Origin of the sequence: Thiomicrorhabdus sp. Kp2 (assembly GCF_000478585.1) — a bacterium.
Classification (GTDB): Bacteria; Pseudomonadota; Gammaproteobacteria; order Thiomicrospirales; family Thiomicrospiraceae; genus Thiomicrorhabdus.
In genome coordinates this window covers 955782-971300 of sequence record NZ_ARWI01000001.1, presented here as the reverse complement: position 1 = coordinate 971300, position 15519 = coordinate 955782, and the positions used below count along the sequence as shown (strand labels likewise).

General features: G+C 40.4%; 18 protein-coding genes and 1 pseudogene. 9 read left to right on the top strand and 10 right to left on the bottom strand.

Going from position 1 to position 15519, the window contains the following annotated elements; genetic code table 11:
- Positions 1 to 712: 712 nt before the first annotated feature.
- The 7 genes from A379_RS04650 to A379_RS04615 form a co-directional block, all read right to left on the bottom strand.
- Positions 713 to 1171, bottom strand: a complete 459-nt coding sequence (locus A379_RS04650; protein WP_040726167.1) for a hypothetical protein — start codon at positions 1169 to 1171, stop codon at positions 713 to 715.
- Between the two features lie 77 nt (positions 1172 to 1248).
- Entirely contained in the window at positions 1249 to 1683 is a 435-nt protein-coding gene (locus A379_RS04645; RefSeq protein ID WP_040726164.1) for a hypothetical protein, read from the bottom strand.
- Between the two features lie 570 nt (positions 1684 to 2253).
- Complete coding sequence (locus A379_RS04635; RefSeq protein WP_040726160.1) at positions 2254 to 2553, bottom strand: 4-fold beta flower protein; 300 nt, start codon at positions 2551 to 2553, stop codon at positions 2254 to 2256.
- An 83-nt stretch (positions 2554 to 2636) separates the two neighbouring features.
- Positions 2637 to 3071, bottom strand: coding sequence for a hypothetical protein (locus A379_RS04630; RefSeq protein ID WP_198525648.1), 435 nt, complete (start codon positions 3069 to 3071; stop codon positions 2637 to 2639).
- Between the two features lie 230 nt (positions 3072 to 3301).
- Entirely contained in the window at positions 3302 to 3847 is a 546-nt protein-coding gene (locus A379_RS04625; RefSeq protein ID WP_040726155.1) for a YniB family protein, read from the bottom strand.
- A gap of 61 nt (positions 3848 to 3908) precedes the next feature.
- Complete coding sequence (locus A379_RS04620) at positions 3909 to 4772, bottom strand: hypothetical protein (RefSeq protein WP_040726153.1); 864 nt, start codon at positions 4770 to 4772, stop codon at positions 3909 to 3911.
- 86 nt (positions 4773 to 4858) lie between these two features.
- On the bottom strand, positions 4859 to 5257 hold the full coding sequence (locus tag A379_RS04615) for a YkvA family protein (RefSeq protein ID WP_040726150.1): 399 nt from the start codon (positions 5255 to 5257) through the stop codon (positions 4859 to 4861).
- A 184-nt stretch (positions 5258 to 5441) separates the two neighbouring features.
- Here A379_RS04615 and A379_RS13215 point away from each other — a divergent pair, with 184 nt between their 5' ends.
- The 7 genes and pseudogenes from A379_RS13215 to A379_RS04590 all read left to right on the top strand — a co-directional run bounded on the left by A379_RS13215 (position 5442) and on the right by A379_RS04590 (position 10110).
- Complete coding sequence (locus A379_RS13215) at positions 5442 to 5576, top strand: hypothetical protein (RefSeq protein WP_255325075.1); 135 nt, start codon at positions 5442 to 5444, stop codon at positions 5574 to 5576.
- Between the two features lie 58 nt (positions 5577 to 5634).
- Positions 5635 to 5760 (top strand): annotated as a pseudogene (locus A379_RS12915) (tyrosine-type recombinase/integrase); the annotation flags it as partial.
- Between the two features lie 99 nt (positions 5761 to 5859).
- The gene (gene dapF, locus A379_RS04610) at positions 5860 to 6693 is read left to right on the top strand and encodes a diaminopimelate epimerase (protein WP_040726147.1); all 834 of its coding nucleotides are present in this window, start codon (positions 5860 to 5862) and stop codon (positions 6691 to 6693) included.
- A complete protein-coding gene (locus A379_RS04605) occupies positions 6690 to 7388 on the top strand; it encodes a DUF484 family protein (protein ID WP_232744815.1) in 699 nt (232 codons plus the stop codon). The genes dapF and A379_RS04605 overlap by 4 nt, the downstream gene beginning before the upstream one ends.
- A 10-nt stretch (positions 7389 to 7398) precedes the next feature.
- Positions 7399 to 8346: a tyrosine recombinase XerC gene (gene xerC, locus A379_RS04600; RefSeq protein ID WP_040726146.1), complete on the top strand. Its 948-nt coding sequence runs from the start codon at positions 7399 to 7401 to the stop codon at positions 8344 to 8346.
- A 568-nt stretch (positions 8347 to 8914) separates the two neighbouring features.
- The gene (gene hslV, locus A379_RS04595; protein WP_040726142.1) at positions 8915 to 9451 is read left to right on the top strand and encodes an ATP-dependent protease subunit HslV; all 537 of its coding nucleotides are present in this window, start codon (positions 8915 to 8917) and stop codon (positions 9449 to 9451) included.
- A 74-nt stretch (positions 9452 to 9525) separates the two neighbouring features.
- Complete coding sequence (locus A379_RS04590; RefSeq protein WP_198525647.1) at positions 9526 to 10110, top strand: YqhA family protein; 585 nt, start codon at positions 9526 to 9528, stop codon at positions 10108 to 10110.
- 143 nt (positions 10111 to 10253) lie between these two features.
- On the opposite strand, the gene waaA is transcribed toward A379_RS04590, so the two are convergent.
- The 3 genes from waaA to A379_RS04575 are packed head-to-tail and all read right to left on the bottom strand — an operon-like array spanning position 10254 to position 13258.
- Positions 10254 to 11582: a lipid IV(A) 3-deoxy-D-manno-octulosonic acid transferase gene (gene waaA / locus A379_RS04585; RefSeq protein WP_040726139.1), complete on the bottom strand. Its 1329-nt coding sequence runs from the start codon at positions 11580 to 11582 to the stop codon at positions 10254 to 10256.
- 24 nt (positions 11583 to 11606) lie between these two features.
- A complete protein-coding gene (locus A379_RS04580; protein ID WP_040726136.1) occupies positions 11607 to 12548 on the bottom strand; it encodes an SIS domain-containing protein in 942 nt (313 codons plus the stop codon).
- A gap of 50 nt (positions 12549 to 12598) precedes the next feature.
- A complete protein-coding gene (locus tag A379_RS04575) occupies positions 12599 to 13258 on the bottom strand; it encodes an acyloxyacyl hydrolase (RefSeq protein WP_040726133.1) in 660 nt (219 codons plus the stop codon).
- A 117-nt stretch (positions 13259 to 13375) separates the two neighbouring features.
- Between A379_RS04575 and hldE the strand changes: the two genes are divergently transcribed.
- A complete protein-coding gene (gene hldE, locus A379_RS04570) occupies positions 13376 to 14818 on the top strand; it encodes a bifunctional D-glycero-beta-D-manno-heptose-7-phosphate kinase/D-glycero-beta-D-manno-heptose 1-phosphate adenylyltransferase HldE (protein ID WP_040726130.1) in 1443 nt (480 codons plus the stop codon).
- A gap of 44 nt (positions 14819 to 14862) precedes the next feature.
- Positions 14863 to 15447: an SIS domain-containing protein gene (locus A379_RS04565; protein WP_040726129.1), complete on the top strand. Its 585-nt coding sequence runs from the start codon at positions 14863 to 14865 to the stop codon at positions 15445 to 15447.
- Positions 15448 to 15519 lie beyond the last annotated feature (72 nt).

The following is a 15519-nucleotide window of genomic DNA, read 5'->3' as shown; positions in this document are numbered from 1 at the left end:
TATTCTTGAATTAACTATAAATATCATGCGGTTACAGTTTTAATTTTACTCTGACCCCAAATATTTCGGTTACAGTTTTAATTTTACTCTGACCCCAAATATTTTATTACTTGAAATCAGGGGCGTGTCCATATATGACCCCAATTATTATAACGTTTAAGCTAACCCGCCGCGCGTTAGCGCGGTCGGGTTGAGTGTTTTGTTATATGTTTTTTATTTTATTTTTTTTGCTAAGGCAAGATTAATGATTGTTTGGATTGCTAACAAATCATCATGAATATTTTTAAAGTTATTATTCTTTTCAAGTTCTACAAAAGTCGCAATGGTAAATGGTTCATACTTTTTTAATAAATTAAAACAGTCGTTTAATTCCTTTTGATTCGCGTCATAGGGCATAACGCAACAGGTTTGTTTACCTGTTTATGTGGTTGGCTTATGTTTAAGGACAGCTCAAAGGCATGCTAGCCGATTTAAATTGGATTTTAAATGGGGTCAGAGTAAAGTTATTCTTGAATTAACTATAAATATCATGCGGTTACAGTTTTAATTTTACTCTGACCCCAATTATTTCGGTTACAGTTTTAATTTTACTCTGACCCCAAATATTTTATTACTTGAAATCAGGGGCGTGTCCATATATGACCCCAATTATTATAACGTTTAAGCTAACCGGCCGCGCGTCAGCGCGGTCGGGTTAAGTGCATTGTTAAGTTTATGACTCATATGCTTTTTTAGTGTCTTTGTTATGGTTTATACAAGCTTTGAGAATAATTAAACTTTTGCTAATTAGTTGCTCACTTCTTTCTGGTTCAAACCAATGTCCGTTAAATTTTCCGCCATGAAATAAGTTGTTTCTTACACGGCGAATATAAACTAGTAAGTTTTCAGCTTTGTCAGGAAATGTGGGATTGGAATCACTCCACTCTATTTTTCCATTAACAATAACTTGTTTTTTGGGAGGTTGGCTAATCACAAAATCAATAGCAGCTTGGAGCTGTTGGTTGTTTGGATTTTGAATTAAGCTTTTAACTTGTTTTGAGAAAGCAGACCAATCAGCTTCAGCATTACCATCACCACGATTGAAGCCCGAAGCTTTTAAAGAATATTCCGCGCGGGCAAAGATCTTAAAGAATTCAAAAGCTAACTTTTCTAGTTCTGGTGTTGTTTCCATAATTTCTTTTTTAACTTAACGTTTAAGCTAACCAGCCGCGCTTTAGCGCGGTCGGGTTGAGTGCATTGTTAGTGGTATTATTTTTTGATAGTTAAATCAAATAACTTACCGTCATTTCTTTTGCATTGACCCATCCCAGTAGAACTCCAACTACTGTATGAAAATACGCATCGCATAAAACTACCTTTATCTCCATTCATGGTTATTAATCCATTTCCTGACATAGCAGGAGAAACACCTGTAAAAGTTCCTGTTCCTGTTGCATATCCTGTTGTGCCGTAAGAACTGGTATTTACTGTACCTAGTGTATAACTACCACCCATAGCCGAATATATCCATTCACCTTCAAATTTTTCATTTTCAATTAATGCGGTTAAGTTACCAGAGCTTCCAGAAGTAGAACCAGTTTCACCTTTATAGCGTTCACCTGAATTAGGATCTATAAAGGACAGTTGAGCTGAACACCCTGAAATAAGAATGCTAAGAACCATTAAAGATAAGACTTTTTTCATTTAATTTTCTCCAGGGTTTTCATAAAAATGTGGTTTTTGAAAGTGAACCACTAACGTTTAAGCTAACCGGCCGCACGTTAGTGCGGTCGGGTTGAGTGCATTGTTAGGGTTACTTGATTGATTTTCATGAAAAAGCAGAGAGTAACCCAAAAACAGCAAATGTTGCAACAATGAAAAACAACACACCCAATGCAGAATACAAACAGCCTTTTTGGGCACTGAAATTTACCTTCTGTAATTTTTCGTTTTTTATATCCATTGCGAAGTAAACAAGCAACGCAAGACTTATTGAGTTTGAAATTAATCTGCTGACCCCAATTTCTTGAAGGACTAAACTCAAAATTAACAATGGAATGAATGCAATTAGGAAGTTTCTAAAGTTGATTCCTGTCTTATAGCTATAACTACAATTTGGGCATACTTTATTGCTTTTGCCACCTATTAAAATTCCTTTAGAAAAAAAGCTTATCTTGTTTGAACAATTTGGACATTTCATCTGAAATTTAAAACCCTAACGTTTAAGCTAACCGGACGCGCGTTAGCGCGGTCGGGTTGAGTGAATTGTTAGCTTTAATTTCCGAAAATTTCAGATGAAACATCTGGGTATCCATAATTCATAACACCTCTATTACCAGGGTTTCCTGGATTACCAGCATTTCCAGGGTTTCCTGGATTACCAATGTTTCCAAAATTTCCCATGTGTTTATCTAAAATCATTTGCTCATGCAGTTCACCAACATATTGACCTGAAAGCTTATGAACATGCGTACCATTTAATTGACCAACTGCCTGACCTGACATGGAATGAATGTATTTGCCTCTGATGTAACCAACAGCATTGCCGCTAGAGTTATAAATATAGTCTGTCATTCCTTAACCTCTTTGTTAGCTAACGACGAAGCTGTGCGGTGCAAACGAAGCGCAACGTAGTTTGCATCCGAACGAGCGCCTTGTTATGTGTTTTTTGCATGTTTGTATTTACGCCGACTACCTTCTTTAACACTTATAACTCTACTTTCTTTTAGTAGAATACCTAAAATGCTATAAGTTAAATAATCTTGCTGTTTTCCATCATTATCGCTTTGAAGTCCTAAATAATGGGCTGAATCAGAATTTGTGATCCCTTCTGGGTTTGCTTCTGCAAACTCTTCTAGCGCATCCTTTAATAGATTGATGCCTATTTGTGCTTTATCAATTACGCCAGTTGGCACATTGATATTTTTTTGTACCCTTCGTACTGTGCCAGCAGGTATAACAGTATTGTAAAGAGTGCCTCCGGAATCAATAGTACCAAAGCTTGATATTAGTTCAGATTCAATTTTTAATGCTTGCGCCTCTGTTAAATCACTAATCAATTGAGTAACCATTACTTCATTTCCGTTATCCATAAGTTCCCTTATGAATATACCCTTCCGTGTATCATCAACATTAATAATGTGATTCCATGCACGACTCCCAGTACCTTTGCCAATATAAAAAATCTTTGCAGGATTTGAACGGGGGTCTTTTAATGCATAGACGTAATATGAGTTACTCAATCATTTCTCCATTTCTTACACATAATGTTTAAACTAACCAGCTGCGCGTTAGCACGGACAGGTTGAGTGAATTGTTAGGGCTATACAAGCCCTGAAAATTTTGCAATAACTGTAACTACAACTCCAGCAATTATGGGGGCCAAATAGAGTTTGTGAAACTGAGAAAACCGATTAGGCTTTAGAACTAAAACCTGTTCTTGGATTTCTTGCCGCTTGCGTGAGGTATTACCCTTTACTGACTCTCGGATCAATTCGTTTTCAATTTCTTTGTCAATCTCTGTAACACGTGCCGACAATGAGCGAGCATAGGCAACCGTAGCCATTCCAAAGAAAATGCAGAGATAAATAGCAAAAAAAGCAATGTTGCTGTTTGCGAAAAGGTCTTTCAGAATTGGTGTCGGAGAGTGTTTCCAGAAAAACTCTAGAAATTGGGTATTTTCGTATATAAGGTAAACAAGTCGCTTAATTGGCAGTGCAATCGCGCTACTTAATTGATCGCCGTTATCAAGCCCGAAGTAAAACATTTTTAGTGCTGAAACTACACTGGACAAAGAAGTGGCGACAATAATAGGCGCACCAACTAACCATCTTATAATAATCTTCTTTTTTGCTTCATTGTATGTCATATGAAATTCCTAACCCTAACGCCGCATTCACCGGCCTGCCCGGTGCAATGCTTTGTTAGCCTTATCCTGCCTCAACAATATTTTTTCTGATTTTCCTGTTGCGCATATTATGGACACCAAGCATCTCAGAAACTTCACGCTCAATCTCTATGCCTTCCATACTGCCCCTTGTACTACCAACCAAGTGATAGTGGCCTTCTCCACGCTCAACCATTCCGGCGTTCTTTACCGCCGGATGTTTCATCAGAAGATCAATCGCTTCGTCTCTTCTTGAAGCAGGGAAATCACCAAGGCAAATATCTATATCGCTTTCACCCATGTATCGATCAAAATCATATTTATTTCGCCCCATACGATCTAATCGATTAATTGAGCGCCTCATACTTTTTAGCTCTTCAATAATGAATTCTTGTCCAGAGACTTCTTTTTGATCTATTTTCGCAACCTTAAACTCACCAAAATGTTTCAAAAACGTGGTGTAATTTGGGTCTTCAGATGCTTTTTTATAAGTAGCTTTTAGTTTGTCAGCCAACTTCTTTTTAAACTCAACTACTTTTGTAAATCGAAGATCCCTAGGATACTCAAGATGCTCAATTGCTGAGGTATCAAAAGAGTAAGTGGTTTTATCGTCCTTAATAATGATCGTTGGCTTATCGAAAGCGAGTCGCATTCCTAGCTCGAACATTACATTAGGGTTCTTGCCGCTGACGTCACACACAACGATTGGATTCTCATATAGGTTTTGAATGATCCTCTTATGGATAATGCCAACGTCATCAGCGTTACTCACAAGCTCCCCATCAAACCCTGACTCATCTATAGCTTCGTTGATAATCTCAAGTACATCAGCCCAATGAGCTTCATTGCACCCATCAATAGCAGAGATGGGCATAACGATTCCACATTGTAATTTTTCTTCACTCATATTCTTTCCTTGCTTGCTGAATAGTTAAGAAGGCTAACGATCAAGCTAAGCCGCTGCGCGTTAGCGCAGTCGGCTTGAGTGCCTTGTTAGGCATTTTTCCAACGAGCATACTCATCAAGGTCATCACCAGCCAAATCAAGTGCTAACTTGATTACTAAGGCATCATCTAAATAACCAACAACAGGAATAAAATCGGGTATTACGTCAATTGGTGATACAAAATAAACTACAGCACCTGTAATTGCCGCAATAATTTTCCAAGGAACTGCTTTATAGTTACCTTTGGCATAATCAGTTATCAAGCTGATCATTAATTTTATGTCATTCCAAAGTTTAGCTAAGGCCCCTGGAGGATTATCTCCAAATTGATTTAGTTTTTTATTTCCTTTTTTTGATGCATATTCAACATCACTTTCATCTACATCTTTTATATCTTCATAAAATTGATCTTTTGCTTTTTGTTCTTGTTCTTTCGATATACTCATTTACTACTCCATTGATTGAAAAAATGCTTGAATGCCTAATATTTAGTATCAGGCACTATTGCCTGCTTATTGGTTATTGAATGATCTTTCATGTCAACTTTGCTGAGTATTTTACGTGCTTGTTGTTATGACAGGTTATGCTGCATTATCTTAATAATCCGTCATGATGAAAGATTAAACTATTATGAATAGTACAATAAAAAAACTAACGTTACTAGGTGAAATGCGTACTAAATTGCGTCGTGAAGAGGGTATGTATTCTACTGAGAATAAGTTATTGCGATTGGGTCAAGCGGTTTGTGAAGTTTTATCGGTTTGAATTTCGTGAGGCGATGTTGAGTGATTCATCGCAAAGAGTGGTGGTTGTGAAGATTTTATCAGGCACAGATATTCGCACCATTCAGGCTTTATTGGGGCATGCTGATTTGCAAACTACCATGATTTATACCCACGTTTTAAAACAGGGCGGGCAGGGTGTGGTGAGTCCGTTTGATTGTTTGTAAGTCTGTTATAATTTGCGGTATTTATAGTATTTGTTTTGAGTCTTAAATTGGCTTTTGATTGGTAAAAACAACCAGGCCTGGTTGTTTGTAGGGGTAGATATGAATATTGCGTTCACTAAAATGCAAGGTTTAGGTAATGACTTTATGGTGATTGATGCCATTCATCAACAGGTTGAGTTTGAGGCATCAAAAATTCGTGAATGGTCTAACCGTCATTTTGGGATTGGCTTTGACCAATTGTTGGTGGTTGAAAATGCGACTCAAGAGAATGTGGATTTTCGCTATCGTATTTTCAATGCCGATGGCTCAGAGGTGCAACAATGTGGAAATGGAGCGCGTTGTTTTGCCCGTTTTGTGTATGACAAAGGCCTAACCGATAAAACTGAAATTACGGTTGAGACCGCGTCTGGCATCATTGTGCTTTATATAGAAGACTCTGGTTGGGTGCGCGTAAATATGGGAGCGCCTAATTTTGAGCCAGCAAGTTTGCCATTTTTGGCGACTGAAAAGTCAGAAGAGTATGCATTGAATGTACTAGGTGAAACACTGTTAATTGGTGCCGTTTCAATGGGTAATCCTCATGCGGTATTGCCTGTAGATGATATTAGAACCGCACCAGTTGATAAGTTTGGTGCAGCGGTAGAGTCTCATCCCAGTTTTCCAGAACGTGTAAATGTTGGTTTTGCTCAAAAGGTGGATAATACCCATATTAAGTTACGCGTCTATGAGCGTGGTGCCGCCGAGACTTTAGCTTGTGGTACTGGTGCTTGTGCCGCGATGGTGGTGTTAAGACATTGGCAGCAAGTGGGCGATGAAGTTACCGTTTCTTTGCCTGGGGGCGATTTAAAAATTCAGTGGGATGGCAACGAGAGCTCGCCAGTCTGGATGAGCGGACCTGCGGTTACGGTATTTGAGGGGGAAATTTTAGTATGAATATGAAAGCCGTAAGTGGGCCATTGAGCAAGACCAAACTGTCTGCAGAAGAGGTGGCTAGCTACCTAAATCAGAATCCAACGTTTTTTCATGTGTTTCCCAATCTATTGGATAGCTTGAGTATTCCACACCCTAAATCAGGTAAAGCGGTTTCATTGTTAGAACGCCAGGTCTATCAGTTACGTGAGCAACGTGATGCACTTAAAATTGAGGTAGAGACCTTAATGGATATTGCCTCTGAAAACGGCCAGCTTTTCTACAAGGTTCAGCAATTTACCAAAGCATTAATGGCGGCACAGTCTGAACAGGCATCCGTAACCACGGTTTACGAGCAAATGCATAATCTGTTTGAAGTAGATCAGGTCGCCATGGTCTCTTGGGATGTGCCATCTAAAAGTTTAGAAGGAATCAATCAACTCGGTGTTAGCCAAACTTGGAATGAAGCCTTAAAAACGTCTTTAACTGTGCACAAGCCCGTTTGTGGGTTACTTGAAAATGAGTGGCAAAAAGGGCTATTTCATACGGATGAAGCGATGCAATCGGTTTGTTTACTGCCATTAGGTGATGAAGAAGTCTGGGGTGTTTTGGCTTTAGGGAGTAAAACCAATCGTTTTCATCCTGATTTAGGCACTTATTTCTTAAATATGATGGCTGAATTGGTGACTGCCCGTTTAAACCATCTTTTTATAAAGTAATTGGGTTTTTATGTCTCTTACCGCACTGGAATCTTTTATACGCCATATGCAGGCTCAGAATAAATCTGTGCATACCGTTTCAAGTTATCAGCGGGACATCGAAGACTTTTTAAAATTCTATTTAGCCGATGATATGGATGACTCCAGTGCTGACGCCAGCGAGGCTTTGGCAAAAAGTATTTATCAATTTACAGATTGGCAAATCATTGACTCACAAGCGATTCGTGCCTTTTTAGCCTACCGAGTTCAACATGGTATTAGTGCCAGAACCTTAGCGCGACAGTTATCGGCAATTCGCTCTTTTTATGATTACCTTTTGCAAAAGTCTTTAGTCTTAAAAAATCCAGCCAAAGGGGTTAAAGCCCCTAAACAACCGCAACCCTTGCCAAAAAGTGTCGATGTCGACTGGATGTCTCGTCTACTCGATCAGCCTTTAGAGACTTGGCAAGATATTCGCGATCAAGCGATTTTTGAATTGCTATATTCAGCGGGGTTACGTGTTTCAGAATGTGCCGAATTAGATATCTCACCAGGCCTGGATGAAATGGGTTCAGGTTGGGTGCGAGTGTTGGGTAAAGGGCAGAAAGAACGTTTAGCGCCTGTGGGTTCAAAAGCCCTATTGGCCATTAGGAATTGGCTAGAAATTCGTCATGACTATGCACAGGATGATGAGCAAGCTGTGTTTGTCAATCAACGAGGAAATCGCTTGAGTGTGCGCTCTATTCAAAATCAGTTAGATAAACGAACCATCACAGCAGGCCTGCCAACTAAAATGTCGCCACACAGATTACGCCATGCCTGTGCCACACATGTACTAGAGTCCAGTGGGGATTTACGAGCCGTGCAAGAGATTTTAGGACATGCCAATCTATCAACTACGCAAATCTATACCAAGTTGGATATGCAGCATCTAGCGCAGGTGTATGATAAGGCACATCCAAGAGCAAAAAAATCCTAAAAGCTACTGCGAACCTCAAACTCTTTGTTGGAGAGCCAATTTAAAATGCTCATTTACTAGAGTAAACTCCGCTTTTAAATCGACTCTCCGCCGCGATTTTGAGGTTCTCGTGACGCTTTTAGTTAAGTAGATGTTTTTGCGAGCACCAATCCCTGTGTTAAAAAGCCATTTTTGTACTCACGTACTTTATGTACGCTCCGTGCAAAAATAGATTTTTGCCTTGATTTTGGGTTTCTCATTACGCTCCTATTTCATTTTTAAAACACACTAAAAGCTACTGCGAACCTCAAACTTTTTGTTGAAAAGCTAGTTTTGAACCACGAAGACACGAAGTCACGAAGGAAAAAAATTTTAAACAAAGATGATGCTTTTTACTCTTTTTACCAGGCCTGGTAATTTAGTTGAGCGAGTACATCGTAAAATGGTTTTTGTTTTTAAAACTTCGTGTCTTCGTGACTTCGTGGTGAATTAGGTTTTGATTCAAACAAACAAATTCTGTCTTATCTAAATCAAATTCCTTTAAAATAGGCTCATTCAAAAATTAAGTTACAAAACTAAAAGGAAAGATATGTCTTTTCACGGAACTACAATTTTATGTGCTAAACGCGGTGGCCAAATGGTCATTGGTGGTGATGGTCAGGTGACATTAGGTCATGTGGTGATGAAGGGTAATGCTCGTAAGGTGCGCCGTTTATATAATGGTCAGGTTATTGCAGGTTTTGCTGGGGCAACGGCTGATGCCTTTACGTTGTTTGAGCGTTTTGAAGGACGTTTGCAAACCCATAATGGTCAGTTAATGCGCGCTGCGGTTGAAATGGCTAAAGATTGGCGTACCGATCGCGCTCTGCGTAAGCTTGAGGCGATGATGTTGGTGGCCGATAAAGACAATATGTTACTGATTTCGGGCACGGGTGATGTGATTGAACCGCAAGATGACTTTATTGCGATTGGTTCTGGCGGTAGTTATGCACACTCAGCAGCACAGGCGTTAATGGAAAATACCGAACTACCAGCACGTGACGTGGTGGAAAAGGCTCTGCATATCGCTGGAGATTTATGTATCTACACCAATCACAATTTAACCATTGAAGAATTAAGCGAATAAAAATTAATTTAAACTACCAGGCTCTATGAAGTTTATACAGGCCTGGTAGCTTCTAAAAATGACAGGAGAATTTTATGGCAAATGAAGAGTCAAGGCAGAAATACGATGAACCTGAAGTCGTTTGTACGGTTAAAAACCAGGGTGTGGCAGAAAGAGTGGTTGAATCGGCCTTATGGAATAGCCGTTTTATTGTATTGGTTGCGGTGATAGCGAGTTTATTTGCGGCATTTGCCATTTTTTATACCACCACAGTGGATGTGTATTACACCATTAGCCACTTGGCTCATTACCACGAGTTGGATGATGATGGTCGTGCTTTGTTAAAAGCGCAAACGGTTGCACATATTGTTGGCTCAGTTGATGGTTATCTGTTAGGTGCGATTTTATTGATTTTTTCTTTAGGTTTATACGAGCTGTTTATTTCTAAGATTGATATTGCAGGCAGCAAACATGGCGCAAGCAATATTCTGTTTATTAACTCTTTAGATGATTTAAAAGACCGTTTGGCAAAAGTGATTGTGCTTATTTTGATTGTGATGTTTTTTGAACAGGCGATCTTCTTAAAGCCAACCGCACCGCTTGAACTGCTTTACTATTCGCTAGCGATTATGATGGTTGCTCTGGCATTATATCTGTCACATAAGGCTTACCAGCATTAATTGAACGGCGTTGGAATAGCGTGTTAAAGCCCGATTAAGTTCATTAATCGGGCTTTTTTTATCTCTAAAATTTACATTTACCCTGAACTCACACCATTAATATAGCCACAGGAAATGCCAGGCCTGGTGGTTTTGCTATGGGCTTACTTTAGCAAGGGTTTTATGTATTCTATTGTTCTTTGTAATGCGCCTGTTTGTTGAGTAAAACAGTTATGCGCTTTTGTTGCTAACTCTTGAGCTTGCTGTGGGTTTTGAATAATTTGATAGAGGCTGTCTGCTAATGCATTACTGTCTTTTACAATGCGAATGGCATCAGCGTCAATAAAAGGTTCAAACAGTGCTTTCAGGTTGGCAAAGTGCTCACCTGAAATAATGGGCTTATTGAGTGCCGCGGGTTCTAAAATATTATGCCCGCCAAAAGGCACTAAACTGCCACCAATAAAGGCCACATCACTGACAGCAAACCAGAGCATTAATTCACCGACGGTATCGGCTAGATAGACTTGGGTTGAAGTGGTAATTGGCTGTTGTTTACTACGGCTAGCCCAATGAAGCTGATTGTCATCAAGTAATTTAGCGACCTCTTCAAAACGATCAGCATGCCTTGGAACCAATATTAATAATGCATTTGGTTCACTTTTTAATAAACGCTTATGGGCCTCTATAACAATATGTTCTTCACTCTGAGAAAGCTCGTTGCTGTTTGGGTGTGCATGTGTGCTTGCCGCCACCCAGATCGGTCTAGTAGTTAGGTTATGCTCTGCTTTCCAGTGATTGGCGTTTTCTGTTGAGTGTTTATCAAGGGTTAAATCAAACTTAAGGTTGCCCAAGGTTTTAATTTTAGATTGTTGAGCGCCTAAAGCTTTAAAGTGTTCAGCATCCGCCGAGAATTGCACGCCAATAAATTGCGTTTGATTTAAGGCATTGGTAATTACTTTACCACCCCATTTTTGATAGGCTTTAAACGAAGATTCTTTTAATCGTGCATTGATTAAAATAATGGGAATATTGTGTTCTTGACAGGCTTGGTAAAGATTAGGCCAAATCTCGGTTTCGACCATAATGACCAATTTAGGTTTAATCTGTTTTAAAAAACGTTTAACCGCAAAAGAATAGTCATAGGGGAGCATCTGGTGTTGAATCTCTACGGGTGAGAACTGTAAGGCTTGTAATGCACCCTGAGTTGAGCCGTTAGTGACCGTAAGGGGTAAGTTTGGGTAGTTTTCTTTTAGAGCGGTTAACAGCGGAAAAACCGAGCGAGTTTCACCCACTGATACCGCGTGAATCCAAATACCGCCTGTTTGATATTTTTGACGATTAACACCAAAACGGCTTCTAAAGCAATCGGGGATATCAGGTAACTCTGGGTTATGTTGTTGCTGTTTTTTATGTTTACGGCATCGCTTCCAGCCAGAATACGCAATCAGAGGCATGGTTATAAAGGTAAGAAGTCGATAGCTGAATAGGTTCATTTTAATTAACCAGGCCTGGTAATTTTAACCATTTAAATCGTAAATTTGGATTACACCCACCACTTGAGCGTCTTCGGTGACTAGAAGAGAGGTGATTTTATTGTCATTCATCATCTCTTCCGCTTCATTTAAACGCGCTTCAGCATCAATGGTTTTTGGGTGACTTCCCATCAAATCTTGTGCGGTTAGCTGCATAAAGTTGGCGGAGTCGGTTTCCATGTGGCGGCGTAAATCACCATCGGTAATAATGCCTTTACCATTATCCACAATACACAAACCCAAACGGCCTTCATTCATGGTGTGTATTACTTCTTGAACAGAAGAGGCGCTTGAAACCATTGGCAAGTTTTTGCTAGTCATCTCATGTTTAACACGGGTAAGCAGTTTTCGGCCTAAGCTACCGCCTGGATGAAAACGGGCAAATTCATGTGGTTGAAAGCCTCTGGCTTCCATAAGCGCTACTGCTAATGCATCACCCATCACTAAGGTGGCGGTAGTAGAAGATGTTGGCGCTAATTGATGTGGGCATGCTTCTTTGGGCACGGCAATATTTAAATGAAAATCAGCGTTAACGGCTAGAGTGGATTCAGGTTTGCCAGTCATTGAAATAACAATATTACCGTTATCTTTTAAAAAGGGCAGAAGACGAATGACCTCTTCGGTTTCGCCTGAGTTAGACAAAGCTAAAAACACATCTGTAGGGGAGACCATTCCTAAATCACCGTGAAAGGCTTCACCTGGGTGCATAAAAAAGCAAGGTGTTCCCGTACTGGCAAAAGTCGCCATAATTTTTTTACCAATCAACCCAGATTTACCCATGCCGCAAATGACCACACGCCCTTGGGTGTTTAAAATGGCATCTACGCTGCCCGAGAAGTTGTCATCAATGAGGGTTTTAAGGTGTAAAACCGCTTCGGCTTCAATATCGAGTACTTGTTTTGCAATGGCTTGATAGTCGATTGACATAGTGTTTAGCTAACCTTTAATGTTGGATTAATGAACGTTCAAAAGGGTTTTTAAAAGTGGTAACCCACATGAATATTGTGAATGTCTGTGCCTGGGTTTGGCATTTCAATACCCGCATTGGAGATGTGCAAATAACGGTAACCTACTTCAAACGCATCACGTTTAATGCCTAAGCCAAAAATACTTCCAAACTGAAATTGAGTTGATTTGTTTTCGTTTTCAATACGGATGTCACTCAAAAGGTGAGGGCCACCACCCAGTTCAATAAACGGTGTGTAAGCCATGTTTTTCAACTGGTAATGAAACACTGGAGTAAGGCCAATAATATAACCGTTATCATTCTCTATGTTTTTTTCAGTCGAACTCCAAGCGTGAGCACTTAAATCCCAACGACCAACCACTTCCCAATTTTGAGCTTCATAGACTTTTTCATCCCAATCGGCACCGATAGAAAATCGAGTATGTTGTAGTTTATTATCTGAACCTATGTCTGCACTAGCCGTTAACGCATCAGTATTAATGTGTGGGCGTAATACGCAAGGTGCTTTACCTTGATAACAAGCAAACCCTAAAGAGCCAATGGCTCCTAAAATCGCTAATGACATTGGGCCATTATTGGAGTTTTCAGCATAAGTGCTTGTTGGAGCTAGGGCTGAAATTGAAATTAATGTACTCAAAACAATAGAAAAAGCGGTTTTTGAATTTTGCATGTTGGGGTTTCCTGATAAACTGTGGGCACATTTTAATCTATCTATAAGACCTTTGCACGACAGAGGCTGATAAAGATGCCAAGCGCTCCAAATTCAAGTTTTTAATTAAGGATAACTATGCACGACTTTTCACAATCTAAAATTCTTATTGTTGGTGATGTAATGTTGGACCAATACTGGAATGGACGTGCGGGAAGGATTTCACCCGAAGCGCCCGTGCCCGTGGTGAAAGTGGCTAAAGAAGAGATGCGTGCAGGTGGTGCGGCTAACGTCGCGTTAAATGTGGCGGCTTTAGGTGCGCAAGCCTGTTTGTTGGGGGTGATTGGTCAGACTAAAAGCGGTGAGGTCGATTCACACGGTCAGCAGTTGACACAATTAATGCATCAAGCGGGCGTGAAAACCGATTGGTCACTTTCTGAAAGTGGCACGATTTGTAAATTACGAGTGCTCAGTCATCACCAGCAGTTAATCCGTATGGATTTTGAAGAGCCTGTGCCCGAAGCGCCAGCACACGCTTTGGTTGGTTTAGTTAAAAAACACATTGCCGAGTATGACGTGTTAGTTGTTTCCGATTACGCCAAAGGTGCGTTGCAGTTTGTAGAACAGATGATTGCGATTGCCGTTGAGGCCAATGTTCCAGTGTTGGTTGATCCTAAAGGTTTAGATTTTGTACGCTATCAAAATGCCACTTTGATTAAACCGAATCAGAGTGAATTTGAAGCTGTTGTAGGGTCTGCTGCTGATGAAGCCTCTGTGGTGGCTAAAGCCACTAAACTGATTGATGATTTATCTCTTCAAGCTTTACTGGTTACACGCAGTGAACATGGTATGGCATTGGTTACCCAAAATGAGAAGCCTTACTTATTAAAGTCACAGGCACAAGAGGTGTATGATGTAACGGGTGCGGGTGATACCGTTATGGCCGCTTTGGCAACGGGGTTTGCCAGTGGTTTATCTTGGCAAAATTCGGTGCATCTAGCCAATCAAGCGGCCAGTGTTGTGGTTCGCAAAGTGGGAACGTCAACCGTCTCGAAGGCCGAGTTGGACGAAGCAATAAAAGCCGATATGCGTCACCAAGGTTATGTGGCAATGAATGAAGACGAGCTTCTTGAGCTCGTGCAATTAGCGCAAAAAAACGGTGAAAAAGTCGTTTTTACCAATGGTTGTTTTGATCTGTTGCATAGCGGTCATGTGCGTTATTTAAATGAAGCCGCAAAATTAGGTGAACGTTTGATTATTGCGGTAAACTCTGATGAGTCGGTAAAAAAACTCAAAGGGGATTCTCGTCCTATTGTTGGGTTGGACGGCAGAATGGAACTATTGTCCGCGTTGAGTTGTGTTGATTGGGTGGTCGCTTTTAATGAGGAGACGCCAGAACGTCTGATTTGTAAACTGTTGCCAGATGTTTTAGTCAAAGGTGGCGACTATAAGCCTGAAGAGATTGCAGGCGCTCAATGTGTTTGGGACGCAGGTGGGCAGGTAGAGATATTGTCATTTTGGGACGGCTATTCAACCACCAAATTGGTAGATAAAATTCAAACCGAAGACCGTCTTAAATAAGCGATAATAAATAAGTCATAATAAATAGAAGTCATTACGAATCCATGTCATCAAAAATAAACATCCATTTTGAGCAAGCTTTGGCCGAAAACCAAAAAGCCATGCAGTCCGTGATTGACCAAGCAGGCCTGGTAACACAAGTGGTTAAAGAGATTCAACAATCGATCAATTCAGGCGGTAAAGTCATTTGGTTGGGTAATGGTGGAAGTGCGGCCGATGCTCAGCATATGGCGGCTGAGTTAATGGTGCGATATGTTAAAAATCGCCAACCGATTGCTTCTATCGCCCTAACAACCGACAGCTCTATTTTAACCGCACACGCTAATGACTATGAGTTTGAAACGGTGTTTGCTCGTCAAATTCAAGGACTTGCCAGGCCTGGTGATGTGGTGATGGCTATGTCAACCTCTGGTAATAGCGCTAATGTGGTTAAAGCGATTGAGATGGCAAAACAGTGTGAGTGTGTGACTGTTGCTTTAACAGGACAAGGGTTAAGCCGAATGGGGGCGGAAGCGGATTACTGCTTGCAAGTCCATTCGCAGGCAACCGCTAGAATTCAAGAAGCGCATAGCTTTTTTAACCATTTAATCTGCGAAGGGTTGGATTCACTTTATGCAGAGTCTGAATGAACTTGTTTTATGTGTCAGGGGAGCGCTCTTTGTGAGCGCTAAGCTTTCACGTCATTTTATCCCTCAATGATT

Bases quoted from the DNA above. Each gene is read 5' to 3' on its own strand.
- A379_RS04645 (WP_040726164.1), bottom strand. From the start codon at position 1,683: ATGAAAAAAGTCTTATCTTTAATGGTTCTTAGCATTCTTATTTCAGGG.
- A379_RS04575 (WP_040726133.1), bottom strand. From the start codon at position 13,258: ATGCAAAATTCAAAAACCGCTTTTTCTATTGTTTTGAGTACATTAATT.
- xerC (WP_040726146.1), top strand. From the start codon at position 7,399: ATGTCTCTTACCGCACTGGAATCTTTTATACGCCATATGCAGGCTCAG.
- A379_RS04580 (WP_040726136.1), bottom strand. From the start codon at position 12,548: ATGTCAATCGACTATCAAGCCATTGCAAAACAAGTACTCGATATTGAA.
- A379_RS04615 (WP_040726150.1), bottom strand. From the start codon at position 5,257: ATGAGTATATCGAAAGAACAAGAACAAAAAGCAAAAGATCAATTTTAT.
- hslV (WP_040726142.1), top strand. From the start codon at position 8,915: ATGTCTTTTCACGGAACTACAATTTTATGTGCTAAACGCGGTGGCCAA.
- A379_RS04625 (WP_040726155.1), bottom strand. From the start codon at position 3,847: ATGACATACAATGAAGCAAAAAAGAAGATTATTATAAGATGGTTAGTT.
- waaA (WP_040726139.1), bottom strand. From the start codon at position 11,582: ATGAACCTATTCAGCTATCGACTTCTTACCTTTATAACCATGCCTCTG.
- A379_RS04590 (WP_198525647.1), top strand. From the start codon at position 9,526: ATGGCAAATGAAGAGTCAAGGCAGAAATACGATGAACCTGAAGTCGTT.
- hldE (WP_040726130.1), top strand. From the start codon at position 13,376: ATGCACGACTTTTCACAATCTAAAATTCTTATTGTTGGTGATGTAATG.
- dapF (WP_040726147.1), top strand. From the start codon at position 5,860: ATGAATATTGCGTTCACTAAAATGCAAGGTTTAGGTAATGACTTTATG.
- A379_RS04620 (WP_040726153.1), bottom strand. From the start codon at position 4,772: ATGAGTGAAGAAAAATTACAATGTGGAATCGTTATGCCCATCTCTGCT.
- A379_RS04565 (WP_040726129.1), top strand. From the start codon at position 14,863: ATGTCATCAAAAATAAACATCCATTTTGAGCAAGCTTTGGCCGAAAAC.
- A379_RS04605 (WP_232744815.1), top strand. From the start codon at position 6,690: ATGAATATGAAAGCCGTAAGTGGGCCATTGAGCAAGACCAAACTGTCT.
- A379_RS13215 (WP_255325075.1), top strand. From the start codon at position 5,442: ATGAATAGTACAATAAAAAAACTAACGTTACTAGGTGAAATGCGTACT.
- A379_RS04650 (WP_040726167.1), bottom strand. From the start codon at position 1,171: ATGGAAACAACACCAGAACTAGAAAAGTTAGCTTTTGAATTCTTTAAG.
- A379_RS04630 (WP_198525648.1), bottom strand. From the start codon at position 3,071: ATGGATAACGGAAATGAAGTAATGGTTACTCAATTGATTAGTGATTTA.
- A379_RS04635 (WP_040726160.1), bottom strand. From the start codon at position 2,553: ATGACAGACTATATTTATAACTCTAGCGGCAATGCTGTTGGTTACATC.